Below are 25,253 nucleotides of genomic sequence, written 5' to 3' on the forward strand. Positions count from 1 at the left end.
ATGTCTGGCCAACAGAAGAGCCCGCTGATCTCCGCAGTCGGCGTAGCCACTCTGCTCGGCCTGGGCCACGCCCAAGCCGCCGAAACCGGCATCAAGACCTTCCGTGACTGGATCGCCGGATGCGACAATCTCAAGGGCTGCACGGCCTTGTCGCTGCCCGCGGAAGCAGCGAGCGATATCGGCTTCCTGAAGCTCGAGCGCTCGGCCGGACCGGCCGGTGCAGCCTCGCTCTCCCTCCGTCTCAGAGGCGAGCAGCTCAAGGCGCCGCTCTCCGTACAATTGCTTCTGGATGGCGCCCCCTTCCCCGCCGCAGGCAAGAGCCTGCCCGCCCGTCGCGACGGTGAGGACAGCGCAACCCTTCTGCTGTCCGACGCCGATACCGAGGCCCTCATCGCCGCAGCGCGAAAGGCGACCCGGCTGACGGCCAAACTTGCCGGCAAGAGCTATGACATCTCGCTCGCGGGTTCGGTCGCCGCCATGCTCTGGATCGACGAACAACAGGGCAGGCTTGGCGGCACGAGTGCACTGATCCGCAAGGGCCCGGCCACAACCGTGCCTGCGGCGCCGGCCCTGCCTGTAATCGCCGCGCGGGCGACTGCCGGGTTTCCTGCGCCCGACGCCAAGGCGACGAACGCCATGGTGGTTGCGCTGCGCAAGTACCTCAAGCAGCGCGACCCCGACCTTTGCGACGACGGCGGCGACGCGGACTCGGATTCCGACAGCGTCTGGTCGCTTGACGCCTCCACGAAGCTGGTTGGCCTGCTCTGCTCGCGCGGCCCCTACAATGTCACGACCGGCTTCTGGAGCGTGACCGGCACTGATGTCGCGAAGGCCAGGAAGGTCGCTTTCCCTCAGCCCGGCGCCAACAGCGACAATCTCCTGATCAATGCCAGCTTCGACCCAGCGACCGGACAGGTCGGCTTCTTCGGCAAGGCGCGCGGCATCGGGGATTGCGGCAGTGCCGGCAACTATGCCTGGACCGGCTCGGGCTTCGTTCTGACCGCCTTGAGCGAGATGCCGGAATGCCGCGGCGTGGATCCGGAGGACTGGCCGACGCTCTATCGAAGCGACGTGAAGCTCGCCAAATAGCAAAAGGCCCGGTCTCTCGACCGGGCCTTTGTTCGATCGCTCACGCTGCCTTGGAGGCTGGCCTCACCGCAGCGGAATAATCTTCCATGATCACCTTGCCCATATTGCCGGTGATGAACTTGTAGGGCCCGATTTCGGAGACCAGCGTCACCTCGGCGGCCGAGCCGGTGATAAAGCATTCCGAGAAGCCCTCGAGCTCCTCCGGGCGGATGCGCCGCTCGACCACTTCGAAACCGCGTGCCCGGCACAGATCGATCACGGACTGGCGGGTAATGCCATTCAGGAACCTGTCGGCGGTCGGGGTGTGAACCACGCCATCCCTTATGAAGAAGATATTGGCGCCGGTGCATTCGGCGACATTGCCTTCCCAGTCGAGCATCATCGCGTCGGCATAGCCGGCCCGCTCCGCCTTGTGCTTGGAGAGCGAGCAGATCATGTAGAGTCCGGCAGCCTTGGCATGGACCGGCGCGCAGGCCGGGTCGGGACGGCGATAATCGGCAACGTCGAGACGCACGCCCTTCAGTTTCTGGGCCATGTCGAACATGCTCGGCCACTCCCAGACCGCGATCGCGGTATGGATGCTGTTGTTCATGCCGGACACAGCCATCATCTCCGAGCCGCGCCAGGCGACCGGGCGGAGATAGGCATCCTTGAGGCCGTTCTCCTTGAGGCAGAGATATTTGGCTGCGTCGATCTCGGCGACCGAATAGGGGATCGCGAAATCCATGATCTCGGCCGACTTGTGGAAGCGCTGCGAATGCTCGGTGCACTTGTAGATGACGCCGTCATAGGAGCGTTCGCCCTCGAAGACACAGGAGCCGTAATGCAACCCGTGGGTCAGTACGTGCACCTTGGCGTCCTTCCACGGCACGAGCTTGCCGTCGAACCAGATCACGCCGTCGCGCTGGTCGAAAGGAATGACAGACATGGGGCAACTCCTCTGCGAGTCTTCATGCGCCGAACTGGGCCACAAGGGCGTAGGGCGCGCAAGCACTGAACAATTACTGCGCTGCAGCAACCGAAAGCGACATAATCAGTCGCCCCGGATGCTTGACCGGTAATCTTCCGTCTGAGATATGTCAACATGGCTGACGTAAAATATGGAGCGCCTCGTGACTGACACGCAAGTCCGATCGACCGATGCGCCCCGGCCCGCGCCCGCCGAGGACGTACCCTACGACCTGATCGAGCTCTTCTTCTTCGCCTATCGCGATTTCGTCAGCGACCCCGACCGCATCCTGGCGGATTACGACTTCGGCCGGGCGCATCACCGCGTGCTGCATTTCGTGCAGAGGCGCCCGGGCCTGACGATCGCCGAACTGCTCGACATCCTGCAGATCACCAAGCAGAGCCTTAACCGCGTGCTGAAGGAGCTTGTCGAGACCGGCTTCGTCGAGTCCCGCATGGGCACGCAGGACAAGCGCCAGCGCAACCTCTATCCGACGGATACCGGCAAGGAGCTGGCCGTGAGGCTGGCGCGTCTCCAGGGCAAACGGATCAATGCGGCGCTCAGCGCCGTCGGCCCCGAGGCAGGCGAGCAGGTGGCGCGCTATCTCGCGGGGTTGATCGATCCCGCCGAACGCAAGAAGGTACTGGGCTTTCTCGCTACGCCGGTGTGAGCTGCGCGGCGAAGAGCATCCAAGCCGGACATGGCACCGTCGCCAAACCGGGGGATCCTGGTCTCCCGGCGGCGGGGATCGCGCTCCGGCTACGAAGAGGACCAAGCCCGATGACCGCAGCCAAGGCCCTGAAGCCGGTCCCAGACGAGGCCCCGCATATCCTCGTGGTCGACGACGACCGCCGCCTGCGCGACCTGCTGGCGCGCTTTCTCGGCGATCACGGCTACCGTGTCACCACGGCCGCCAATGCGGCCGAGGCCGATTCGCGCCTTGCCCATCTCGTGTTCGACGCCATCGTGCTCGACATCATGATGCCCGGCGAGAACGGCTTCGACTTTGCCCGTCGTTTCCGCGGAGGTTCCAACGCCCCGATCCTGATGCTGACCGCGCGTGCCGACAGCGCCGACCGCATCAATGGGCTGGAAATCGGCGTCGATGACTATCTCACCAAGCCTTTCGAGCCGCGCGAGCTCATCCTGAGGCTTGGCAACATCCTCAAGCGAACCATCGTCGTGGATGCCCCGCAATCGGGCAGCCACCCTGATTTCGTCCGCTTCGGCCCCTTCATCTATGGTCTCGCCCGCGGCGAATTGCGCCATGGCGAGGAAACGATCCGGCTCACCGAGCGCGAGCGCGAGATCCTGACGGCCCTGGCCGAGCGCGCGGGTGAGCATGTCCCGCGCGAACAGCTCGCGGCGCAGGGCTCGGCGGCCAATGACCGCACCATCGACGTCCAGATCAACCGGCTGCGCCGCAAGATCGAGCGCGACCCGGCAGACCCGCTCTATCTCCAGACCGTTCGGGGTGTCGGCTACCGGCTGGTCACGGATCGGGGCTGAATCGATGCAAGTCGGCGCGCGTGGCATGCGCTTGGCTCAGGCAGTCGGCCTCGGCCTTCGGCGGGTCGGGGCCGCGATGGGACATGTGCGGGTCGGGCTCGCACGCATGCTCAGGCCCGTGCTCAAGCTCGGCGGCCGGCCGCTGCGGATGATCGGTCGCTACATGCCGAAGGGCCTCTATCCGCGCGCCCTCGTCATCGTCATTGCGCCGGTCGTGCTGCTGCAGTCGGTCATCGCCTATGTCTTCATGGAGCGGCACTGGCAGACGGTGACGCAACGCCTGTCCTCGGCCGTCTCGGCCGACATCGCGGCGCTGATTGACGTCTATGAGAGCTATCCGCAGGATGCGCAGGCAAGCGTGCTCAGTCGCATCGCACTGGAGCGCCTCGGCCTGGATGTCGACATCATCCCGGACGCCGATCTGCCGCCACCGGGCCCCCGCCCGTTCTTCTCGCTGCTCGACAGTGCGCTCTCGACGGAACTGAGCCAGCAGGTCGCACGGCCCTTCTGGCTCGATACGGTCGGCCGCTCCAGCCTGATCGAGATCAGGGTGAAGCTCGGGCCGAACGTGATGCGGGTACTGACGCGGCGCAGTCAGGCCTATGCCTCGAACAGCCATATCTTCCTGATCTGGATGATCGGCACATCGCTGATCCTGCTGACCATCGCCGTGCTGTTCCTGCGTAACCAGATCAGGCCGATCCTGCGCCTGGCCGACGCTGCGGAGGCATTTGGCAAGGGACGCGACTCCGATTTCCGGCCGCGCGGCGCGCGCGAGGTCCGGCGTGCCGGCAACGCCTTCATAGAAATGAAGCGCCGCGTGGAACGCTCGGTCGGCGAGCGCACGACCATGCTCAACGGCGTCAGCCACGACCTGCGCACGATCCTGACTCGCTTCAAGCTTTCACTCGCACTTCTCGAACGCTCCTCGGAGATCGACGCGCTGGAGAAGGATGTCGACGAGATGAGCCGTATGCTCGAGGACTATCTCGCCTTCGCCCGCGGCGACGTCGGCGAGGCTGCGGTCGAGACCGATATCCGCGCCCTTCTGGAAGATCTGAAGGTCAATGCCGAACGGCAAGGCCATCAGACCGAGCTCGAAGTCGTCGGCGACCCGCTGGTCGTGATTCGACCGGACGCGATCCGCCGCCTGCTGACGAATCTCGTCTCCAACGCAGCGCGCTTCGGCGATCGCATCGCCATTCGTGCTACCCACGACGCCCGCTATCTGATCGTGATGATCGACGATGACGGCCCAGGCATCCCCGCCGGCTTGCGGGAGGATGTTTTCCGTCCGTTCTTCCGGCTGGATGAGGCCCGCAATGTCGACAGCGGCGGCACAGGCCTCGGTCTTGCCATTGCCCGAGACATCGCCCGGGCCCATGGCGGCGACATCATCCTGGCGGACTCGCCGCTGGGCGGCCTGCGCGCCACCGTCCGACTTCCGGTCTGATCTGCGCGACATCACGCCCCGCGGACCCGCGGGGAAGCGCTGTCGTCTCGGCCATCGCGGGCTTTGCTGGACCTCACGACACGCCTTCGGGCCGGATCGCGCCGAGGCGCTGGAAATACGCGGCCGCCTGATCAAGGAAGGCCCTTACCTTCGCCGCCAGATGCTGCCCGCTCGGAACAACGAGATGCACAGGCAGCGGGGCCGGCTCGAAATCGCGCAGCAGCCGCACCAATGTTCCCGCGGCAATGTCGTCTGCCACCTGGTAGGACAGCGGCCGTGCCAGCCCGCGACCGGCGCGGGCCGCAATCAGGCCCGATTCAATCTCGTTGACGATGAACCGGGGCGCGACGGCCACGCTCGACCCGCGTGCCGATCCGCCAAAACGCCAGAGCATGCCCTGCCCTGCTGCCACGCTGGCAATGGTGTCATGCTGCAGCAGGTCCGAGGGGCGCGACGGCATGCCACGGCTTGCGAGATAGGATGGAGCCGCGACCAGGAGGCGTCTGACCTCGCCGACTTTGCGTATGACCAGCCGCGAATCCGGCAATGGACCGATCCGGATTGCGACGTCGAGCCCTTCATCGATCATGTCGAGATTGCGGTCGGCCAGAACGAGCTCGACCTGTACCTCGGGATGCAGGTCCAGGAACTCCGTCACCAAGGGCGTGACATGGCGCCGGCCGAAGGCCAACGGGGCAGTGACGCGCAGCAGGCCACGAACCGGGGCCGCGGAGACACCCGACATCGACGCCTCGTAGTCGGCCAGCATCCGCCTCGCGGAGGTCGCGAGCGCACGCCCGGCATCCGTCGGAGTGAGTTGGCGCGTGGTACGGGCAATCAAGCGTGCGCCGACGCGTTCCTCGAGCCCGGCAAGAGCCCGCGTCACCGCCGGGCGCGAACGGCGCAGCTGCCGGCCCGCACCCGCGAGGCTGCCGGTATCAAGGATGGCGACGAAGATCGCCAATTCGTCGAGGCGGTCCAATCAATGTTCCTATCCATGGAATTCTGACTTTCAAAGATAGCGTGTTTCGCTCAGGAACTGAAACAAACAGACTGCGACCTCATCTCGGGAGGTCACCCCATGTCACAAACCGGCATCACCCTTCACAGCACGCCGCTCTCTGGCCATGGCCATCGCGTCGAGCTGCTGCTGCTGGCTCTCGGACTCGATTATCGCTTCGCTTCGGCTCCGGCTGATGTGCGCAGGAGCGAAGCCTTTCTCGCGCTCAATCCGCTCGGCCAGATCCCGGTGCTTCAGGACGGGGCGCTGACGCTGGCCGACAGCAACGCGATCATGGTCTATCTGGTGAAGCGCTATGCTCCGGACAGCGCCTGGCTGCCAAGCGAGCCGCTCGCCGCGGCCCAGGTCCAGCGCTGGCTCTCGATCGCCGCCGGAGAGGTCATGCATGGTCCCTCGACTGCGCGATTGATCACCCAGTTTGGACTGAAGGACGATGCCGCCCGCGCCGAACAGATCTCCTCGCGGCTGCTCACCTTCATGGAAAGTCACCTGGCGGAGCGCGCCTTCCTCGCGGCGGAACAGCCGACACTGGCCGACCTTGCCTGCTATTCATATGTGGCGCACGCTCCGGAAGGCGGCATCTCGCTCGAGCCCTACCCGGCAGTGAGAGCCTGGACCGCGCGGATCGAGGCTCTGCCCTTCTTCAAGCCGATTCCGCCCTCCCCGCTTCCCGCCAAGGGATGATGCGCCATGGACGTGTCCCCCTTCCATCGAGGTGAACGCGAAGCGCAGGCCCGCGCAGGCCAGTTCTCGCGCGGAGCCGGCATCCGCAGCCTCATGCCGGATCAGCACAGGACCTTCTTCCCGCTCCTGCCCTATCTCTTCATCGGCGGGCTCGGTCGCGATGGCTGGCCGATCGCAACCGTGCTGAGCGGAGAAGCCGGCTTCGTGCAAAGCCCCGCACCAACCCGCCTGCGCATCGCTGCGCTGCCCTCGGCAGCCGATCCGGCGGCCGCAGCGCTGGAAACGGACCGTCCCGTCGGTCTGCTTGGCCTCGACTTCACGACGAGGCGACGTAACCGCGCCAACGGCATCATTGCCGCACGCGATCCCGACGGTCTGTCGTTCGAGGTCTCACAGAGCTTCGGGAACTGTGCGAAGTACATCCAGACCCGCGTCCCGACAGCTATTGCCCGCTCGCCGGAGGTGGCGGAGCCACTGACCCGTTTGGACGCGGCTGCCCGGACCGTGATCGGAGCCGTGGATACCCTGTTCATCGCCAGTTCGTCCGGGCCGCAGGGCGGATCAGCCACGAGTGTCGACATTTCGCATCGCGGCGGCCGGCCGGGCTTTGTCCGGATCGACGGCGACGTCCTGACGATCCCGGATTTCACCGGCAACAGCTACTTCAACACACTCGGCAATCTGCTGCTGGAGCCGCGCGCCGCGCTGCTCATTCCCGACTTCGCGATGGGCGACATCATTCAGCTTCAGGGCGAAACGGAGATCGTCTGGAGCGGCCCGGAGCTCGGAACCTTAAGCGGCTCGCAGCGGCTCTGGCGCTTTCGCATCGCACGCGCCTGGCGGCGCAAGCGCGCACTGCCCTTCAACTGGTCGGCAGCCGAACCGGCGCCGACCACACTGGAAACCGGGACGTGGCAGCGAGACCGATCCGCTGCCTGAGCCCTCGTCAGAAGAGCCGGCCACCATTAGGGACAGCGAGGCTGGGCCCGATCAGCACCACCTCGCCGTTACCGTCAGGCATGCCGAGCGTCAGGACCTCTGACATGAATTTTCCGATCTGGCGCGGCGGGAAATTGACCACCGCGAGGACCTGCCGGCCCGGAAGATCCTCGCAGCGATAGTGCGTGGTGATCTGCGCCGACGATTTCTTGAGACCAATCTCACCGCCGAAATCGATCACCAGCTTGAACGCCGGCTTGCGTGCCTCGGGATAGGGCAGTGCCTCGACGATGGTGCCGACACGAATGTCGACCTTGAGGAAATCGTCGAAGCTGATCGTCTCCGGCGGTTCGGACGTCGTACTCAAAATTCCTCCCAGGCGCGATCATGTGCGCTCGGCTCGAGTTTGCGGACGGGCGCCGCCCTGTGCTGGGCGGCAGGCTTGCGGCTCGGGGCGGCTGCGCGAGGAGCGGGCGGGACGACGCTCGCCATCTTGCGTGCCATATCCTGCAAGCCGGCAACGTCTCCGCCAAGCCTGAAGCGCGCGACCTGAGCCGCGAGGCGATCAGCCTCCTGCGACAGCGCATGCGCCGCGGCCGTCGACTCTTCCGCCATGGCGGCATTCTGCTGCGTCGCCTGGTCCATCTCGTTGACGGCGCTGTTGACCTCCTGGAGTCCAGCAGCCTGCTCCTGGGCTGCCGACGCAATCTCGGCAACCAGCGCGGTGACGCGGGTGATCTCGCCGGCCATCCGCTGCAGGGCATTGCCGGTCTGGCCGACCAGTGCGACGCCCTTGTCGACCTCGACGGTCGAAGCGGTGATCAGTCCCTTGATCTCCTTGGCCGCTTCGGCAGAACGCTGCGCCAGTGCCCGGACCTCGGACGCGACGACGGCAAAACCCTTGCCGGCATCGCCCGCGCGCGCCGCCTCGACGCTGGCATTCAGTGCCAGCAGATTGGTCTGGAAGGCAATCTCGTCGATGACACCCACGATCTGCGAGATCTCGTCCGCAGACTTCTCGATGCCGCCCATGGCCGACACTGCGTCGCGCACGATCTGGGTCGACTGCTCGGCCTCCGTCTTGACCTGAGTGGTCGCCTGGCTTGCGAGGCGCGCACTTTCGGCGGTCTGCCGTACGGTGGCGGTGAGTTCGTCGAGCGCGGTTGCCGTCTCCTCCACCGATGAGGCCTGCTGCTCGGTCCGGCTGGCGAGGTCATCGGCCGCCTGGCTGATCTCGCCCGAGCCTGCCTTCATGCTTTCGGTGTTGGTCGCAATCTGGCGCATCGTCTCCTGCAGCCGGGCGATCGCGCCATTGAAGTCGTCCTTGAGCTTGACGTAGTCGGCGGCAAAGACATCCGCGATCCGGTAGGTCAGGTCCCCCTCGGCGAGATGTTCAAGACCCGCCCCGAGCGCACGGACAACCGTTTCCTGCTGGGCGGAACTCTGGGCCCGCTCGGTTTCGTTGCGGCGACGATCCAGGTCGGCGGCATCGCGATGCGCGCTCGCCTGCGCCTCGACGCGCTGCTTGTCGGCCTCGATCTCCTCCTTCGCCAGAGCCGCATCGCGGAAGACGACGAGAGCACGCGCCATGCTGCCGATCTCGTCTCCACGCTCCTGATGCGCGATCGGGTTTTGCAGCTTGCCGGTCGCAAGTTCGTTCATCGTATCCGCGAGCGAGGTCAGCATGCTCGACGAGCGGCGGCTCAGGAACACGACCAGACCAAGCATGAGCAGACCAAGCGGAACCAGGACCTTGGCCACGTCGAGCATCATGCCACGGAAGGCCGCGTCGACATCGTCGACATGCAGCCCGGAACCGACGACCCAGTTCCATTTCGGAACGGAGACGACATAGGAAATCTTGAGAGAAGGCTCCTTGTCGCCCGTCCTCAGCCAGAAATAGTCAAGAAATCCGGTGCCCTTTGCCTTGGCGAGTTCGACCATCTCCTTGACGAAGAACTTTCCGGTCGCATCCTTCAACGGCATCATGTCCGTCGTCTCGATCTTCTTATTGGCATGCAGAACGCTGATGCCGTCGAAATTGACGACGAAATAGTAGTTTCCGTTGTCGAAGCGCGCTGCGGAAATGGCATCGAGCGCCATCTTCTTCGCCTCGGCTTCCTTCAGTTCACCCTTATCAGCCCGCGCCAGATAGCTGTTGACCGTCGATGCAGCCGCCTCGACGGCGTTCTTCATCTCGGCGCGCTTGAGGGCGATCATCTCGCTGCGGGCCTGGACGAGCGTGAAGCTCACCCCACCGATGGCGAGGACGGCCGCGAGAATGGCGATGAGACCGAACGAACGGCCGATGGACAAGGCAGCAAGCTTCTTCAGAAACGGCATCGAGTAAGCCTCGCGAGGTGTGATTCTTCACACTCCCCGGGCAACAACTAAGGCCTTGTTAATTCTGCCCCGTTTTCGCCTCATTTTGCTGGCGCGCGGCGATGCTAGATGGCCGGAGCGAAATCCTCGTTATCCTCGCCCCGGCGGCCATCCTCGCCACGCTCCCGGCGGCGAACCCGCGGACGGGCTCCGCAGAAGGCACGGGCGAGTCCGCGCAACGGAGCCGTGAGCCGATGGATATCCTCGGCCCGCGACATCACCCAGCTCGCAGTCTTCAGTTCGCGATCGAGACGGGCCATGGTCCGGGAGAGTTCGGGCTCGTCATCGTCGAGCCAGACATCGGCGACACGTGCCATCAGCAGCACCGCGCCCTGCACGCGCACCCCTCCCAGCGCGTCCTCCGTCGGGATCCCCGCCGAGGCGAGCATGTAGCGCCAGGAATTGACCGCACCGCGATTGAGAGCCGCGAGAGCCAGGGGATCGCGCCGCAGCGCCGGCATCACGCGCCGCAGGCCGGCCTTGTAAGGGGCAAGAGCATCGAGGCGGCGCATGACCAGGTCGAACATCCGCTCGCGGTAGGATTCGTCTGCGAGGTCATCGGACTGGCCGGCGAGCACCGCATCGTCGACGATACGGGTCAGCCCGCCGAGAATGGCGAGCTTGGACGGAAACAGGTTGCGCAATGTCGCAAGCGAGACGCCGGCCTCGCCAGCGATATCGCCAAGCTCGATCTCGTCCCACGGCCGCGCGGCCGCAAGATTGAAAAGCGCGTCCACCACCGCCTTCCGCGAGTCGGCGGGCGGCGCGCCTGCAGCAGGCTTTTCAGCTTTGGGGGAAGCAGGTTTGCGGGCCATCGGACCTCTCCATTCGCAAAGCGATGACGGAAAGGTAGGTCTGGATCACGGCCGAGGAAAGGCCGTTCAGCCGGAAAGCTCTTCGGCGCGACGTTTCGCGGCAGCCACGGCGCGGCGCATCAGCGGCGCAAGTCCGTTATCGGCCATCAGCACTTCGAGTGCTGCCGCCGTCGTTCCGGCAGGCGAGGTCACGTTCTGGCGCAAGGTCGCCGGCGACAGCGGCGATTGATAGAGCATCTCCCCTGCTCCTTCGATGGTGCCCCGCGCCAGGCGCTCGGCCGTCTCGGCCGGAAGTCCCGCTGCGACGCCAGCCGCCGCCAGGCACTCGACGAGATGGAAGACATAGGCGGGACCGGAGCCCGAAACGGCCGTGACCGCGTCGATCAGATCTTCGGTCGCGAGCCATTCGACCTTTCCGATGCTGCCGAGCAGCGCATCCGCCATCGCCCGTTGATCAGCACTGACGCCCCGTCCGGCGGCAGCCGCAGTGACGCCGCGCTGTACGGAAGCCGGCAGGTTCGGCATCGCGCGAATGATCGCCGTGGCATTGGGCAGGCGCGCCGAGAGATCGCCGAGCGTCTTGCCGGCCAGAATGGAAATCAGCAGGGTCTGCGGCTGGATGAACGCCTGGACCGAGGGCGCTGCCGTATCGAGCATCTGCGGCTTTGTCGCGAGCACGAGAACCTCGGTCGGCGGCACCGCGCGCGACTCAGGGTTGAGGGCTATGCCCTTCTCGGCCGCCAGCGTCGCGATCTCGTCCGAGGGTTTGGGGTCGATCAGCGTGATCCCGGTCGGATCCATGCCGATGCGCAGCCAGCCCTCGAGCATGGCGCCTCCCATCTTGCCCGCACCAATGAGGACAAGGGTTTGCGGCAAGGAACGGGACATGGAGGCCTCACGAGGAACGATATGTGACGTCTTGCGCAGCCCGGAACCGGGCATCGCACGACCAGAAGCGGCAACGGATGTCCGGGTCAAGCCCGGGCATGACGAAACCAGGGTCTCAGGCTTCCCCGACGGTTTCGAGCATCGCCCCCTCGAGCCCCTCACGCGCGCTCTTGCCGGCCCAGACCACGAAGTGGAAGGCCTGGAAATAGCGCTCGCAGGCGTCGATCGCCGATTTGATCAGGGCGGCGGCCTGCTCGTCGGTCGGCTCCGCACCGCCCGAAAGCAGGAGCGCGTGGCGGTACATCACCACGTTCTCCGAGCTCCAGAGGTCGAAATGGCCGAGCCAGAGCTGCTCGTTGACGAGGCTGACAAGTTGCAACACCTCGCCGCGCCGCCGCTCCGGCACCTTGAGATCGAAGGCACAGGCGATGTGGAGCGCCTCCACTTCGGAGAGCCAGGTGATCGCGACATGATAGTCCGACCAGCCTCCGGTGACGGAGACGGAGAGCTCGTCATCGCTGTCGCGGTCGAACGTCCAGTTATTGAGTGCGGCGAGGCGCTCGATCAGGTCGAGAGGATTGGCAGGCCGTTCGGCTTCTGCGTCCAGGTCAAGGTCCATCATGCCCAGGGTCCAACTGCCAGCTCCCCGCGGGAATGCGGGTCCAGCTCGTTCGAGAACGGGAACACGGCGACGGGGAAGCGCGGGACGCAACAAGACTGCGGAAGCCGCTACATGGCCTCCTGACCGCCAAACGCACCCCAAGTGGATACGATCGGCGAATCACCTCTCCTTCGACGATAGCGCAGGCGCGACGACGCTCCCAACACCTGATGCAGGCTCGGCGGATTCGGGGGTTGGGCTCAATCCCTGCCGGCTGCTGTCCACAGCCGGAACACGGGCCGGCTCAGCCCTTGTCGCGCCCAGCCTCGAGTGCAGCCAGCCGTGCGGCGAGCTTGTCATTCTCTTCACGGGCCAGAACCGCCATCTCGCGCACGGCTTCGAACTCCTCGCGTGTCACGACGTCCATCTCGCGCAGGAGGCGGTCGATCTGCGTGCGGGCGACCGTCTCGACCTCACGGCGCACACCCTGGGCGGCTCCCGCGGCGTCGGTGACCAGACGAGCGAGATCGTCGAGTATACGGTTCGAGGTCGTGGCCATCATCAATCTCCAGGGCCGGATGCCGGCGCTCCATAGCACGCCTGATATGGGCGACGAAGGCCTCGCCCGCAATCGCAGCGGCACATCGTCCACGTCCTTTGAGCCCGAGCGAGCCCGGCCTAAACATGAGGACCACGTCAGCACGGGGGATTCGCGAGCCATGGCCCTGCACTTCTCTCCCGCCGAATTCGCACGCCGGCGCGATGCCCTGCTCTTAGCCATGCAAGCCGATCGGCTCGATGCGCTCTTCCTGTTCCAGCAGGAATCGATGTTCTGGCTGACCGGGTATGACACCTTCGGCTTCTGCTTCTTCCAGTGCCTGGTGGTGAAGGCCGATGGCAGCATGGCGTTGCTGACCCGCTCTGCCGATTTGCGCCAGGCCGAGCACACCTCGAATCTGGCCGATATCCGCATCTGGAAGGATGGCCGCGACGCGAATCCTGCGCGTGACCTGCTCATGCTGGCACAGGATCTCGGCCTGGCCGGCAAGCGCATCGGCGTGGAGTTTGAATCCTACGGCCTTGTCGCGGCAAACGGCCGCAAGCTGGAAGCAGCCTTCACGGATATCAGCGTTCTCGTCGATAGCTCGACGATCGTGACACGGCTGCGCGCCGTGAAATCGGCGGCAGAGATTGCCTGTGTCCGGCGCGCGGCCGCTCTCTCGGACGCCGCCGACAGGGCGGCGCTCGACCTGATCCGGGCCGGCGCCGACGAGGGCGAGATCCTGGCCGCACAGCACAATGCGATCTTCGCGGGTGGCGGCGACTATCCGGCCAACGAGTTCATCATCGGCTCCGGCCGCGACGCCCTGCTTTGCCGCTACAAGTCGGGCCGCCGGACGCTCGACGCGCAGGATCAGATCACGCTCGAATTCGCGGGCGTCGACAGACACTACCATGCTGCGATCATGCGAACCGTCGTGGTCGGGGAGCCCCGCCCGCTGCATATCAGCTATCATGAAGCCGCCAAGGCGGCGCTCCTCGCCTGCGAGGCTGAACTGAAGCCGGGGCGGACTGCAGGCGATGTCTTCTCCGCCCATGCCCGGGTCTTCGACGAACACGGTCTTTCCAGCCACCGACTCAATGCCTGCGGGTACTCGCTTGGCGCAAAGTTCACGCCGAGCTGGATGGACTGGCCGATGTTCTACGAGAGCAGCGACTGGCCGATCGTTCCGGGCATGGTGATGTTCGCCCATATGATTCTGATGGATTCGGCGAGCGAGACCGCGATGTGCCTCGGCCGCACCTATCTCGTCGGCGATAAAGGCGCAGAAAACCTGAACTTGCCCGATCTGGACCTCGCGATCCGTTGACCCTACAAGAGTCACGCAGGGAATCCTCAGCAAACCCGTACGCAAAAAGCGGGAGGCGTCATGTTTAGTCGTTTAAGTGGCCCCGTTCTGGGGCCAGCTCTCGCGCTTGCGCTCGCAGGCTGCCAGGAAACCACCAGCACGGCCGCGCGTCCGCGCGTCGATGCGCCCGGCGTCCCGGTCTCGGTCCAGAGCATCTCCGGTGCGCCCGACCAGGTCACCACGAATTTTGCGAGCCTGCTCGGCGAGGCGGCGGCGGAACGCAAGATGGAGATCGTCGCCGGCAACGCACCCGCGCGCTTCCGGGTTCGCGGCTATTTGACCGCCCAGCCGACAGAGGACGGCCAGACTGCGCTGGCCTTCGTCTGGGACGTCTATGACGAGAGCAAGAAGCGCGCCCAGCGCGTGCAGGGCGAGAGCCTCGGCAGGCGCGGCGGCGGCGGCGATCCCTGGTCGAGCATCGACCAGACCATCGTCGCCAAGGCAGCATCGGATTCGATGGACGCGATCGCGAGTTTCCTCGTGACCGCTCCGGTGCCGGACAAACCTGCCGCGGACGGCGCCAAGGATAAGGACAAGGCGAAAACCAAGACGGCTGCTGCGACCAGCGGCAAGCGCTCCTGAGCGAGGCATCCCGCTGAACGCAGTGGGGTGAGGCGTGATTCGCGCACTGTTTTTGCAGTGCAGCGGTCGACTCATTGTCATGGCGCTGTTATGAGCGCTGCGAATTCAGCCGGTCTCACGACTCCCGCCCCCGCCAGTCCTCACGGTGCGCCACGGCATGCCCTCTTCGTTCAAAGTCGTCGCCGGAAACTCCAACCGGCCGCTCGCCGAAGCGATTTGTGCCTCCCTCGAAATCCCCCTTGCCAAGGCCCAGGTCCGGCGTTTCGCCGACATGGAGGTCTTCGTCGAGATCCAGGAAAATGTTCGCGGGCAGGACGTCTTCGTCATCCAATCGACCTCCTTCCCCACCAATGACCACCTGATGGAGCTGTTGATCATCACGGATGCCCTGCGCCGTTCCTCGGCACGGCGCATCACCGCGGTGATCCCCTATTTCGGTTATGCCCGGCAGGATCGCCGTGCCTCGGGCCGTACGCCGATCTCGGCCAAGCTCGTCGCCAATCTCATCACCCATGCCGGCGTCGACCGCGTTCTGACGCTCGATCTCCATGCCGGACAGATCCAGGGCTTCTTCGACATCCCGACCGACAACCTGTTCGGCGCGCCATTGATGGCCCGCGATATCAAGGAACGGCTCGACTACAAGAACGCCATGGTCGTTTCACCGGACGTCGGTGGCGTGGTCCGTGCCCGTGCACTGGCCAAGCGCATCGACGCTCCGCTCGCCATCGTCGACAAGCGCCGCGACCGGCCGGGCGAATCCGAGGTGATGAACATCATCGGCTCGGTCGAGGGCCGCTCCTGCATCCTGCTTGACGATATCGTCGATTCCGGCGGAACGCTCTGCAACGCCGCCGAAGCGCTGCTCGCGGAAGGCGCCAGGGAAGTCTACGCCTACATCACCCATGGCGTGCTGTCGGGCGGCGCAGTCGCACGCATCGCCAATTCCAAGCTCAAGGAGTTGGTGATCACCGATTCGATCATGCCGACCGAGGCAGTGAAGGTGGCGCGCAACATCCGCGTCATTTCCATTGCCAACCTGATGGGCGAGGCGATCGAGCGCACCGCGAGCGAATCGAGCGTCTCCAGCCTGTTCGACTGAACGGGATGGTATGATGACGGCTGCCACGACCGGCGAAGGCCGCGCACTCGTCCTGTTCTCGGGCGGGCAGGATTCGACCGTCACGCTCGCCTGGGCCCTTGCACGCTTCGGCTCGGTCGAAACAGTCGGCTTCGATTACGGCCAGCGCCACCGCGTCGAGCTGGAATGTCGGCTCGCGATTCGCGATAAGCTGCCCACCCTGGCCTCGGCCTATGCCGAGCGGCTCGGGCCGGACCACATCATCGACCTCGCCGCGCTCGGCACGATTTCCGAGACGGCGCTGACGCGAGAGAGCGAGATCGCCTTCGCCGATACCGGGTTGCCGACGACCTTCGTGCCGGGACGGAATCTGATTTTCCTGACCTTCGCCGCGGCGCTGGCCTATCGCCGTAACTGCAGGCACATCGTGCTTGGCGTCTGCGAGACCGATTATTCCGGCTATCCCGATTGCCGCGATGACACGATCAAGGCGATGCAGGTCGCTCTCAATCTCGGGCTCGATCGCCGCTTGGTGCTGCACACGCCGCTGATGTGGCGCGACAAGGCGCAGACCTTCGCGCTGGCCCGCGAGCTTGGCGGCGAGACGTTGCTCGATCTGGTGGTCGAGGACAGCCATAGCTGCTATCTCGGCAACCGGACGACACGCCATTCCTGGGGCTATGGCTGCGGAACCTGCCCCGCCTGCGAGCTGCGGGCGAAGGGCTATGCTGGCTTTCTCTGTTCACCGGACGACACTGGACCATCCTATGACTCCTGATCAGCAGCGCTGGACCGAAGGGCTGGTCGCCCTCGTCCTTTTCACGCTCACCATCCCCGCCGCGAACTGGATGCTCGGCAATGTCGGCACGGTCTGCGTGCCGAACGGTCCTTGCCTCGTGCCGGTCGCGCCGGGCATCAAGGCGCCGAGCGGCGTGCTGATGATTGGCCTCGCACTCGTGCTGCGCGACATCGTCCAGCGCCGCCTCGGTGCCAAGGTCGGGCTGGGCGCGATCTTCGTCGGCGCCGCGATCTCCGGCTTTCTTGCTCCGCCGGCGATCGTCGTCGCCTCGGTCGCGGCCTTCCTTCTGTCGGAGCTCGCGGACTTCGCCGTCTACACGCCGCTGCAGCGCCGCCGCTTCGTCACGGCCGTGATCGCATCCAGCCTTGTCGGCCTCGTCATCGACAGCATCGTCTTCCTCTGGCTCGCCTTCGGCAGCCTCGACTTCCTGTCGGGCCAGATCATCGGCAAGGCCTGGATGGTGCTGCTGGCGCTGCCGCTGATGCACCTGCTGCGCCGGCGTGACGAGCGGCTGGGACTGGTCGCCGCCTGAGCGGAAGCGCCCGTCCCCGGGTTGAGCTTTCCCGCTTTTTCGCCTATGAGCCTCCTCGCGCTCGACTGACACCCTTGGAGGCACGGGCGCGAGACCAAGACGGCCGCCATCGGGCGGCCGTGTCTTTATCAAGAAAACGAGGACCATCATCATGACCGCCGTGAAGCAAATCGAGGCTTCGGCGCGCACCCAGGTCGGCAAGGGGGCCGCCCGGGCAGTTCGTCGTCAAGGCCAGACTCCTGCCGTGATCTATGGTGCGGGCGAAGCCCCGCAGGCGATCGCGCTCAACGCCAACCAGACCCGCCTGATGATCTATGGCGGCCACTTCCTGACCACGATCTTCGAGATCAATGTCGGCGGCAAGAAGACGCGCGTCATTCCGCGCGACTACCAGCTCGACCCGGTCAAGGACTTCCCGATTCACGTCGACTTCCTGCGCGTCGCAGCCGGCCAGACCATCAAGGTCATGGTTCCGGTTCACGTCGTCGATCAGGAGGCCTGCCCGGGCCTGAAGTCCGGCGGCACCCTGCAGATCGTCGAGCACAACGTCGAAATCGACGTCGCGCCTGAGAACATCCCCGAGGCCCTCGACGTCTCCGTTGCTGGCCTGGGCGTTGGCACGTCTGTCCATGTCAACGACATCAAGCTGCCGGCAGGCGTCAGCCTGACCACCCGCGAGAACCTGACGCTGGTCACGATCCTGGCGCCGTCGGTGATCGAGGATGCTGCTGCCGAGGGCGCAGCCGAAGGCACCGAGGCCGCCAAGGCCTGAGGATGCCGCGCTTCGGCGCTGCCTTCGCGAGACCACTTGGACGGCCGGGTTTCCCGGCCGTCTTGCTTTGGAGGGAGGCACAGGACCACCAGCCCCTCCCGACTGCCGGAGTGACCTGCCATGCTGATCTTTGCCGGTCTCGGCAATCCCGGCGCGCGCTATGCCCGCAACCGCCACAATATCGGCTTCATGGCGGTCGAGACGATTGCCCGCACATACCAGGCCTCCCCCTGGCGCTCGCGCTTCCAGGGCGAGGCTTGCGAGGCGACAATCGGTAGCGAGAAGGTCATCCTGCTCAAGCCGCAAACCTACATGAACGAATCCGGCCGCGCTGTCGGCGAGGCGGCTCGCTTCTTCAAGATCGCCCCCGCCGACGTGATCGCTTTCCATGACGAACTCGATCTCGCTCCGGCCAAGCTGCGCGTGAAGCTCGGAGGCGGCAATGCCGGCCATAACGGGCTGCGTTCGATGACGGCCGCGATCGGCAACGACTACCGCCGCGTCCGCATGGGAATCGGCCATCCCGGCGACAAGGCCCTCGTCCATGCCTATGTGCTGAACGATTTCGGCAAGGCTGAGCAGCCCTGGGTCGAGGATCTCTGCACGGCCTGTGCCGATTACGCCACTCTGCTCGCCGCGGGCGATGATGCTGGCTTCCAGAACAAGGTGCATCTCTTCATGGACGCGCGCGGCCATGCCGCGGTGAAGCGCCTCGGCGAGAAACCCGAGGACTAAAAGGCTCGTTCATCGGACCCGATCTCGTATCGGGTCCGATGAACGAGCCTTTCCGTGTTTGCATCGGCTTTCCCGAAAACCGCAATCCACTTTTCGGGCGATGGATCAGAGCGGCAACTGGGCGCCCTGTTTCGCGATCGTAACTCGGCTGGCAAGAAGACCGCCGCCGGGCTGGCGCGTCGCCGTGAACGCGACCTGCGCGCCCGGCGACAGCTCGGACGCTTCAGCGGGTGCGGCCATGATGATATTGGCCTCGGGCGTGATCGTTACCTTTTGCTCGCCGCCGGGATAGGTCAGGACGAGATTGGCGCCATCGACGCGCGAAACCGTCTCGGCCACGGTCGCATTGGTCATGGTGCTGTCTGGCAAGACGCCCCAGGCCCTGTGCCCTTCGCCCGTCCCGCGCATCGCCTCGGGAAAGATCAGGACCTGGACGGCGAGAAGCGTGCCGTCAGCCTGCGGCCGCGCACCGACGCCGACGAAGCTGCCCTTCTTGATGTCGTTTGGGCTGGCTTTGACCACCCCGCCAACCGAGTAGCCGGGGGCCAGGGCGACCGCGACGTCCTCGCCGCTGGGCGTCTTCACGGTCAGCGCCGAGCCTTCGAGCTTCTCGACCGTGCCACGCACCCGTGTCGCCGGCGCCTGAGCCTGCACGATACTGCTGGTCAGCACGAGAGCTGCGGCGAGGAGACTGGCAGAGTGCGCGCGCATGAAAGAGCTCCGTCGAAAGGACCGGCGCAGACAGGTCGCCGTCTCGCGAAGTCCTGCGCTCCTGCGCAGTGCCTCGCCATGCACGTTCGCGTGAGCCGTCCCTGGCCCCTGCCATCTTGTCTTTTGCCGCCCGGACCCCAATAAGGCCCTGGACATTCCAATCATCATCTCGCGACCGCCCCTTTGCGGCGGCGACGCAACGGACCAGCCATCATGGGTTTCAAATGCGGTATCGTCGGCCTGCCGAATGTCGGCAAGTCGACCCTGTTCAACGCACTGACGCAGACGGCTGCGGCACAGGCGGCGAACTATCCCTTCTGCACGATCGAGCCGAATGTCGGCGACGTCGCGGTACCCGATGACCGGCTGGAAAAGCTGGCCGCCATTGCCGGTTCGAAGGAGATCATCCCGACGCGCCTGACCTTCGTCGATATCGCCGGGCTCGTGCGCGGTGCTTCCAAGGGCGAAGGCCTCGGCAACCAGTTCCTCGCCAATATCCGCGAATGCGACGCCATCGCCCATGTCGTGCGCTGCTTCGAGGATGGGGACATCACCCATGTCGAGGGCAAGATCTCGCCGATCGACGATATCGAGACCATCGAGACCGAGTTGATGCTCGCCGATCTCGAGAGCCTCGAGAAGCGCGTGCAGCCGCTGGAGAAGAAGGCGAAGTCGGGCGACAAGGAGGCCAAGGAACTGGCCGACCTGATGAACCGCTGCCTCGTCCTGCTTCGCGACGGCAAGCCGGCACGCCTCGTCCAGGTCGCAGCCGAGGAACGCAAGGCCTTCGAGATGCTCGGCCTGCTTTCCTCCAAGCCGGTGCTCTATGTCTGCAATGTCGAGGAAGCCAGCGCCGACAAGGGCAATGGCTTCTCCGAGAAGGTGAAGGCCCGCGCTGCCGAGGAAGGCGCAGTCGCCGTCGTCGTCTCGGCCAAGATCGAGAGCGAGATCGCCGTCCTGCCGGCCGAAGAGCAGAAGGACTATCTCGACGCGGTCGGCCTCGCCGAGCCGGGTCTCAACCGCGTCATCCGCGCCGGCTATGCGCTCCTGAACCTCGTCACCTATTTCACCGTCGGCCCGAAGGAAGCCCGCGCCTGGACGATCGAGAACGGCACCAAGGGCCCCGCCGCCGCCGGCGTGATCCATACCGATTTCGAGAAGGGCTATATCCGGGCCGAAACCATCGCCTATGACGACTACATCGCCCACAAGGGCGAGAGTGGTGCGCGCGAAGCCGGCAAGTTCCGGCTCGAGGGCAAGGAATATGTCGTCGCCGATGGCGACGTGCTGCATTTCCGCTTCGCCAACTGAGCCGGACCGCGAGCGACCTATGCGCTATTTCGAGGACTTCGTCGTCGGAGAGGTGAAGCAGAGCGGCCGGGTCGCCGTCTCGCAGGACGACATCATCGCCTATGCCTCGCGCTACGATGCGCAGGATTTCCACACCGATCCGGCGGCCGCGAGACAGAGCTTCGTTGGCCAGCTCATCGCGTCCGGCTGGCATAGCTGCTCGCTGCTGATGCGGCTGCTCGCCGAGGACTTCGTCCTGGAGGCCGCCTCGATGGGGGCCCCCGGCATCGAAGAGGTCAAATGGCTTCGGCCCGTGCTGCCGGGGGATGTCCTCAGCGCACGGCGCAGCGTGATTGAAACCAAGGAATCGCGCTCACGCCCCGAGATGGGCCTGGTGAAGTTCCGGTTCGAGCTCCTGAACCAGCGCGACGAGCCGGTCCTCGAGCAGACCAACTGGATCATGTTCGGTCGCAAGGGCTCGGGCTTTGCTCAGCCCAGGGGCGACTGGCTGGCCCACCCGCCCCGCTACGTGCAGCCGGGAACGCTGAGCCTGCTCGAAATTCCCGCTGGCGAGACGCAACCGGCGCCCTTCTTCGAGGAAATCGAGATCGGCGAGAGCCATGAACTCGGCAGCTTCGTCTTCACACCTGAGGAAATCGTCGCCTTCGCCCGCGCCTTCGATCCGCAGCCCTTCCACATGGACGATGTTGCGGCGCGCAGCGGTTCCTTCGGGCGTCTCGCCGCCTCGGGCTGGCATACAGCCTCGGTCTGGATGGCAACGATGGTCGCTCACCGCAAACGCCAGCTCGCGGCCACGCCCGGACAGGCGCCACGCCTCGGCCCCTCCCCCGGCTTCAAGAATCTGCGCTGGTCCAGACCGGTCTTTGTCGGCGACAGGATCACCTATAGCTCGACTGTCATTCAAACCCGCGCCAGCGCCAGCCGCCCGCAATGGGGCCTGTTCTTCCATCGCAATGCCGGTGTGAACCAGCATGGAGAGGAGGTCTTCAGCTTCGAGGGCTGCGTCTTCATCGAGCGCAGACCGGCCTGATCTGCGGCGCGATCTGAAGCGTCCCAAGCGACATGACCGGGCCAAGCCCGACCATGTCGGACTGCGCTCCAAAACGCCTCCGGTCGTCAGCCGACCTTGCCGTAGCCGGCGAACTTCGCGGAAACGCGCGACATCTCGACCTCGTCAAGAATGACCGGCTCCAAGCCGGAGGCGAGCAGGTCGAGATATTGCCCCGCGAGATTCTCGACCTCGGCGACGATCGTGTGTGCGCCCGCGAGAGTCTGTCCAAGCGCGATGACACCGTGGTTGGCAAGCAGCACCGCCTTGCGCCCCTCAAGCGCCTTCACGGCGCTCTCGGCAAGCTCAGGTGTGCCGAAGGTCGCGTATTCAGCGCAACGCACATCAGCCCCACCGCACAGCGCAATCATGTAATGGAAGGCCGGAATGCCGCGCCTTGCCGACGACAGCGCGGTGGCGCGCGGCGAATGCGTGTGCACGATCGCCTGGGCGTCCGGGCGCGCCTTGTAGATCTCGACATGGAATGGCCATTCGGACGAAGGCTTGCGTGAGCCATTCAGGATGGTGCCATCCTGCGAGAGATGGATCAGATCCTCCGGCCTTGTCTGCGCATAGGGCAGGCCGGACGGGGTGATCAGCAAGCCACCTTCGAAGCGGGCCGAGACATTGCCGGATTTCGATGGGCAGAACCCGGCCTTGTCGATCGCCTGGGCGACCGCGACGATCTCTGCGCGAAGCGCCATTTCACTCATGTCGCAGCTCCGCGCGCCAGATCAGGAAAGAGACCAGCAAGCCCCTCGGAGCTCGCAGGGGCCACACCACGTTCGGTGATGAGGCCGGTGACAAGGCGCGCCGGGGTGACGTCGAAGGCGGGATTGGCGGCGGGGCTGCCAGGCGCCACCACCCGGAACTGGCCGACCTCGCCATCCTCGCCCAGGCCCGCGAGATGGGTGACCTCGCGTGCCGACCGCTCCTCGATCGGGATCTCGCCGAGCCCGTCCGACAGCCGCCAGTCGATCGTCGGGGACGGCAGGGCGACATAGAAAGGCACGCCGTTGTCATGCGCTGCCAGCGCCTTGAGATACGTGCCGATCTTGTTGGCGACATCTCCGGTCGCGGTCGTCCGGTCGGTTCCGACGATGACCATGTCGACCTGCCCGCGCTGCATCAGATGCCCGCCGGCATTGTCGCTGACCACGGTATGCGGCACGCCATGGGCGCCGAGTTCATAGGCCGTCAGCGCAGCGCCCTGATTGCGCGGCCGCGTCTCATCGACCCAGACATGGATGGGCAGGCCGGCATCATGCGCCAGATAGATCGGCGCCAGCGCCGTGCCCCAGTCAACCGTGGCAAGCCAGCCGGCATTGCAATGGGTCAGGATATTGAGTCGCTCGCCCGGAGCCTTGCCCGCCGCAAGGCCGCGGATCACGCCAAGTCCGTGCTCGCCGATCGCGCGGCAGAGCGCGACATCCTCGTCGCAGATCGCAGCAGCCTCGTCATAGGCCGCTGCCATGCGCGAAGCTGGACCCAGGCCTGCCAGCCTGGCGCTCACCCGCTCCAGCGCCCAGTGCAGGTTCACCGCCGTCGGGCGGGTCGCACCAAGCAGCGCGACAGCCGCCTCCAGCGCCTGGTCGGACGGGTCCGCGCGCATGGCCAGGGCGACGCCATAGGCGGCTGTAGCGCCGATCAGCGGTGCTCCGCGCACAACCATGCTGCGGATCGCCTCGGCGGCCTGCTCGGCACTCCCAAGCGCGACGGTCTCGAAACGGAAGGGCAGCTTGGTCTGGTCGATCACGCTGACGCGCCAGCCATCCTGCGCGAGCCAGATCGTCCGGTAGGCCTTGCCGCCGATCTTCATGGGCTCAGTGTCCGCTGAAGGAGACGAGCGTGCGCACGGGGACGCCGAGGCGGCGGACCCGATCCGCCCCCCCGAGATCCGGCAGATCGACGATGAAGCAGGCCGCCACGACCTCCGCGCCCAGCGAGGACAGCAGGTTGACCGCCCCTTCCGCAGTGCCCCCGGTCGCGATCAGATCGTCGACCAGCAGGACGCGCTCGCCCCGTGAGACCGCGTCCTTGTGGACCTCGATCTCGCCCGTGCCGTATTCCAGGGAATAGCTGATGCTGACCGTCTCGTGCGGCAGCTTGCCCTTCTTGCGCACCGGGATGAAGCCGGCCGAGAGCTGATGGGCCACCGCCCCGCCGAGGATGAAGCCGCGCGCCTCGATGCCGGCGATCTTGGCGATCTTCAACCCGGCAAAAGGCTGGACGAGCTCGTCGACCGCACGTCGGAAGGCCCGGGCATCGCCGAGCAGGGTGGTGATGTCCCGGAAGATGATGCCCGGCTTGGGGTGATCCGGAATCGAGCGGATCGCGTTCTTCAGGTCGAGGAGGGTATCACGGTCCATGCGGAAACAGCTCGCTGTGGCGACGCGCTCTCTTAGCGCCGTGGCCGCGCGAAGGGAACCGCCGGCGCTCGACCGGCGGCCTTCCGATATCACACAGCAGTCAGAGGACCCGGCCCGCAACCGCGTCGAGCCTTGCCACGAGGGTCGGATCGCGAAATTCGCGCGCCGTGATGATGGCGCCGTCCAGCGCGTGATGGGAGCCAGCCGGACAAGGCTCGCGCTCGGCAGGGAAATCCGCGGCCAGGCGCGCAACCAGCCGGCGCGCCTTCTCGGCATTGTCCTTCAGGACTGCCACGACTGAGGTGACATCCACCGAGGACTGCTCCGGGTGCCAACAGTCGAAATCCGTCACCATCGCGACGGTCGCGTAGGTGATCTCGGCCTCACGGGCGAGCTTGGCCTCGGGCATCGCTGTCATGCCGATCAGGTCGTAGCCGAGCGCCTTATAGGTCAGCGACTCCGCATAGGTCGAGAATTGCGGGCCTTCCATGGTGACCAGAGTACCGCCGCGCACGAAGGGCAGCTCCTCGGCCGTAGCGGCATCGGCGAGCCGTGCCTGCAGCAGCGGACCCACCGGGCGCGCCATCGGGACATGCGCGACACAGCCTTTGCCGAAGAAGGAGCTGGCGCGACGCACGGTGCGGTCGATGAACTGGTCGACCAGCACGAACAGGCCGGGATAGAGCTCGGATTTGTAGGACCCGCAGGCTGAGAGCGAGACGAGATCGGTGACGCCCGCTCGCTTMATCACGTCGATATTGGCGCGGTAATTGATCTCGGAGGGCGGCAGGACGTGGCCGCGACCATGGCGCGGCAGGAAGACGATCTTGGTTTGGCCGATCCGGCCGATGCGCAGGATATCCGAGGGTTCGCCCCAGGGGCTCGTGACACGCTCTTCGCGCAGATCGGTCAGGCCCGGCAGGTCGTAGATGCCCGACCCACCGATGATTCCGAGCACAGCTTCGCTCATGATCGCTTCCTTTCAGTTTGGCCGGACAGGAGCAGGCTTCTGTGACGGCCGTACAAAGGGCTGCACAGCCGCAGCTGCGCAAGGCCAAACGAAAAAGGCCCCG

The 25,253-nt window shown here is 65.5% G+C and carries 28 protein-coding genes; 15 read left to right on the forward strand and 13 right to left on the reverse strand.

What is annotated here, in order from left to right; translation table 11 throughout:
• Window positions 1–1,089, forward strand: coding sequence for a DUF1176 domain-containing protein (locus tag AC1DGP_RS05825; protein ID WP_476775199.1), 1,089 nt, complete (start codon window positions 1–3; stop codon window positions 1,087–1,089).
• 40 nt (window positions 1,090–1,129) lie between these two features.
• Here AC1DGP_RS05825 and AC1DGP_RS05830 read toward each other — a convergent pair whose 3' ends face one another.
• The gene (locus tag AC1DGP_RS05830) at window positions 1,130–2,017 is read right to left on the reverse strand and encodes a branched-chain amino acid aminotransferase (RefSeq protein ID WP_441505194.1); all 888 of its coding nucleotides are present in this window, start codon (window positions 2,015–2,017) and stop codon (window positions 1,130–1,132) included.
• Window positions 2,018–2,189: 172 nt separating this feature from the next.
• On the opposite strand from AC1DGP_RS05830, the gene AC1DGP_RS05835 reads away from it, so the two are divergent.
• The 3 genes from AC1DGP_RS05835 (at window position 2,190) to AC1DGP_RS05845 (ending at window position 5,000) form a co-directional block, all read left to right on the forward strand.
• Window positions 2,190–2,708, forward strand: coding sequence for a MarR family winged helix-turn-helix transcriptional regulator (locus tag AC1DGP_RS05835; protein WP_069879639.1), 519 nt, complete (start codon window positions 2,190–2,192; stop codon window positions 2,706–2,708).
• Window positions 2,709–2,818: 110 nt separating this feature from the next.
• Window positions 2,819–3,547, forward strand: coding sequence for a response regulator (locus AC1DGP_RS05840; protein WP_069879638.1), 729 nt, complete (start codon window positions 2,819–2,821; stop codon window positions 3,545–3,547).
• 106 nt (window positions 3,548–3,653) lie between these two features.
• Complete coding sequence (locus AC1DGP_RS05845; RefSeq protein WP_441489652.1) at window positions 3,654–5,000, forward strand: ATP-binding protein; 1,347 nt, start codon at window positions 3,654–3,656, stop codon at window positions 4,998–5,000.
• A 73-nt stretch (window positions 5,001–5,073) separates the two neighbouring features.
• On the opposite strand, the gene AC1DGP_RS05850 is transcribed toward AC1DGP_RS05845, so the two are convergent.
• Window positions 5,074–5,982: a LysR family transcriptional regulator gene (locus AC1DGP_RS05850; protein WP_476769485.1), complete on the reverse strand. Its 909-nt coding sequence runs from the start codon at window positions 5,980–5,982 to the stop codon at window positions 5,074–5,076.
• Window positions 5,983–6,081: 99 nt separating this feature from the next.
• Between AC1DGP_RS05850 and AC1DGP_RS05855 the strand changes: the two genes are divergently transcribed.
• Both AC1DGP_RS05855 and AC1DGP_RS05860 read left to right on the forward strand, forming a co-directional pair.
• Window positions 6,082–6,705 (forward strand): glutathione S-transferase, encoded by a 624-nt coding sequence (locus AC1DGP_RS05855; protein ID WP_476831823.1) that lies wholly within the window; start codon window positions 6,082–6,084, stop codon window positions 6,703–6,705.
• Between the two features lie 6 nt (window positions 6,706–6,711).
• Window positions 6,712–7,644 carry a pyridoxamine 5'-phosphate oxidase family protein gene (locus tag AC1DGP_RS05860; protein WP_476775203.1) on the forward strand — a complete coding sequence of 311 codons (933 nt, stop codon included), beginning with the start codon at window positions 6,712–6,714 and terminating at the stop codon, window positions 7,642–7,644.
• Between the two features lie 7 nt (window positions 7,645–7,651).
• On the opposite strand, the gene AC1DGP_RS05865 is transcribed toward AC1DGP_RS05860, so the two are convergent.
• The 6 genes from AC1DGP_RS05865 to AC1DGP_RS05890 all read right to left on the reverse strand — a co-directional run bounded on the left by AC1DGP_RS05865 (window position 7,652) and on the right by AC1DGP_RS05890 (window position 12,889).
• Window positions 7,652–8,011 (reverse strand): tRNA-binding protein, encoded by a 360-nt coding sequence (locus AC1DGP_RS05865; RefSeq protein WP_441505188.1) that lies wholly within the window; start codon window positions 8,009–8,011, stop codon window positions 7,652–7,654.
• Window positions 8,008–9,987 carry a methyl-accepting chemotaxis protein gene (locus tag AC1DGP_RS05870; RefSeq protein WP_441505187.1) on the reverse strand — a complete coding sequence of 660 codons (1,980 nt, stop codon included), beginning with the start codon at window positions 9,985–9,987 and terminating at the stop codon, window positions 8,008–8,010. The genes AC1DGP_RS05865 and AC1DGP_RS05870 overlap by 4 nt, the downstream gene beginning before the upstream one ends.
• A 104-nt stretch (window positions 9,988–10,091) precedes the next feature.
• Window positions 10,092–10,763, reverse strand: a complete 672-nt coding sequence (locus AC1DGP_RS05875) for a TetR/AcrR family transcriptional regulator (protein WP_441505186.1) — start codon at window positions 10,761–10,763, stop codon at window positions 10,092–10,094.
• A gap of 144 nt (window positions 10,764–10,907) precedes the next feature.
• A complete protein-coding gene (proC, locus tag AC1DGP_RS05880) occupies window positions 10,908–11,729 on the reverse strand; it encodes a pyrroline-5-carboxylate reductase (RefSeq protein ID WP_441505185.1) in 822 nt (273 codons plus the stop codon).
• Window positions 11,730–11,844: 115 nt separating this feature from the next.
• Window positions 11,845–12,351: a type III secretion system chaperone family protein gene (locus AC1DGP_RS05885; protein ID WP_043232643.1), complete on the reverse strand. Its 507-nt coding sequence runs from the start codon at window positions 12,349–12,351 to the stop codon at window positions 11,845–11,847.
• Window positions 12,352–12,634: 283 nt separating this feature from the next.
• Window positions 12,635–12,889, reverse strand: coding sequence for an accessory factor UbiK family protein (locus AC1DGP_RS05890; RefSeq protein WP_441489504.1), 255 nt, complete (start codon window positions 12,887–12,889; stop codon window positions 12,635–12,637).
• Window positions 12,890–13,049: 160 nt separating this feature from the next.
• On the opposite strand from AC1DGP_RS05890, the gene AC1DGP_RS05895 reads away from it, so the two are divergent.
• From AC1DGP_RS05895 to pth, 7 genes are all read left to right on the forward strand, one after another.
• The gene (locus AC1DGP_RS05895) at window positions 13,050–14,201 is read left to right on the forward strand and encodes a M24 family metallopeptidase (RefSeq protein ID WP_476775253.1); all 1,152 of its coding nucleotides are present in this window, start codon (window positions 13,050–13,052) and stop codon (window positions 14,199–14,201) included.
• A 60-nt stretch (window positions 14,202–14,261) separates the two neighbouring features.
• On the forward strand, window positions 14,262–14,822 hold the full coding sequence (locus AC1DGP_RS05900) for a hypothetical protein (RefSeq protein WP_441505183.1): 561 nt from the start codon (window positions 14,262–14,264) through the stop codon (window positions 14,820–14,822).
• Between the two features lie 157 nt (window positions 14,823–14,979).
• Window positions 14,980–15,924, forward strand: a complete 945-nt coding sequence (locus tag AC1DGP_RS05905) for a ribose-phosphate pyrophosphokinase (RefSeq protein ID WP_069882563.1) — start codon at window positions 14,980–14,982, stop codon at window positions 15,922–15,924.
• Window positions 15,925–15,937: 13 nt separating this feature from the next.
• On the forward strand, window positions 15,938–16,681 hold the full coding sequence (gene queC, locus AC1DGP_RS05910; protein ID WP_441505182.1) for a 7-cyano-7-deazaguanine synthase QueC: 744 nt from the start codon (window positions 15,938–15,940) through the stop codon (window positions 16,679–16,681).
• Window positions 16,671–17,234 (forward strand): VUT family protein, encoded by a 564-nt coding sequence (locus AC1DGP_RS05915; RefSeq protein WP_441489508.1) that lies wholly within the window; start codon window positions 16,671–16,673, stop codon window positions 17,232–17,234. Before queC ends, AC1DGP_RS05915 begins: the two co-directional genes overlap by 11 nt.
• A gap of 151 nt (window positions 17,235–17,385) precedes the next feature.
• The gene (locus AC1DGP_RS05920) at window positions 17,386–18,006 is read left to right on the forward strand and encodes a 50S ribosomal protein L25/general stress protein Ctc (protein ID WP_441505181.1); all 621 of its coding nucleotides are present in this window, start codon (window positions 17,386–17,388) and stop codon (window positions 18,004–18,006) included.
• 120 nt (window positions 18,007–18,126) lie between these two features.
• Window positions 18,127–18,741, forward strand: a complete 615-nt coding sequence (gene pth, locus AC1DGP_RS05925) for an aminoacyl-tRNA hydrolase (RefSeq protein ID WP_476775206.1) — start codon at window positions 18,127–18,129, stop codon at window positions 18,739–18,741.
• A gap of 105 nt (window positions 18,742–18,846) precedes the next feature.
• On the opposite strand, the gene AC1DGP_RS05930 is transcribed toward pth, so the two are convergent.
• Window positions 18,847–19,452, reverse strand: coding sequence for a DUF5666 domain-containing protein (locus tag AC1DGP_RS05930; protein WP_476775207.1), 606 nt, complete (start codon window positions 19,450–19,452; stop codon window positions 18,847–18,849).
• 213 nt (window positions 19,453–19,665) lie between these two features.
• Between AC1DGP_RS05930 and ychF the strand changes: the two genes are divergently transcribed.
• A complete protein-coding gene (gene ychF / locus AC1DGP_RS05935; RefSeq protein WP_113510844.1) occupies window positions 19,666–20,763 on the forward strand; it encodes a redox-regulated ATPase YchF in 1,098 nt (365 codons plus the stop codon).
• 19 nt (window positions 20,764–20,782) lie between these two features.
• Window positions 20,783–21,793 carry a MaoC family dehydratase gene (locus tag AC1DGP_RS05940; protein ID WP_476775208.1) on the forward strand — a complete coding sequence of 337 codons (1,011 nt, stop codon included), beginning with the start codon at window positions 20,783–20,785 and terminating at the stop codon, window positions 21,791–21,793.
• A gap of 86 nt (window positions 21,794–21,879) precedes the next feature.
• Here AC1DGP_RS05940 and AC1DGP_RS05945 read toward each other — a convergent pair whose 3' ends face one another.
• From AC1DGP_RS05945 to AC1DGP_RS05960, 4 genes are all read right to left on the reverse strand, one after another.
• A complete protein-coding gene (locus AC1DGP_RS05945; RefSeq protein ID WP_476831824.1) occupies window positions 21,880–22,524 on the reverse strand; it encodes a class II aldolase/adducin family protein in 645 nt (214 codons plus the stop codon).
• Complete coding sequence (mtnA, locus tag AC1DGP_RS05950) at window positions 22,521–23,630, reverse strand: S-methyl-5-thioribose-1-phosphate isomerase (RefSeq protein WP_476831825.1); 1,110 nt, start codon at window positions 23,628–23,630, stop codon at window positions 22,521–22,523. The genes AC1DGP_RS05945 and mtnA overlap by 4 nt, the downstream gene beginning before the upstream one ends.
• A gap of 4 nt (window positions 23,631–23,634) precedes the next feature.
• Entirely contained in the window at window positions 23,635–24,180 is a 546-nt protein-coding gene (locus tag AC1DGP_RS05955; RefSeq protein WP_441505176.1) for an adenine phosphoribosyltransferase, read from the reverse strand.
• A 100-nt stretch (window positions 24,181–24,280) separates the two neighbouring features.
• The gene (locus AC1DGP_RS05960) at window positions 24,281–25,150 is read right to left on the reverse strand and encodes an S-methyl-5'-thioadenosine phosphorylase (RefSeq protein ID WP_476831826.1); all 870 of its coding nucleotides are present in this window, start codon (window positions 25,148–25,150) and stop codon (window positions 24,281–24,283) included.
• Window positions 25,151–25,253: the final 103 nt, after the last annotated feature.

It is taken from the genome of Allobosea sp. 05T433 (assembly GCF_056396065.1).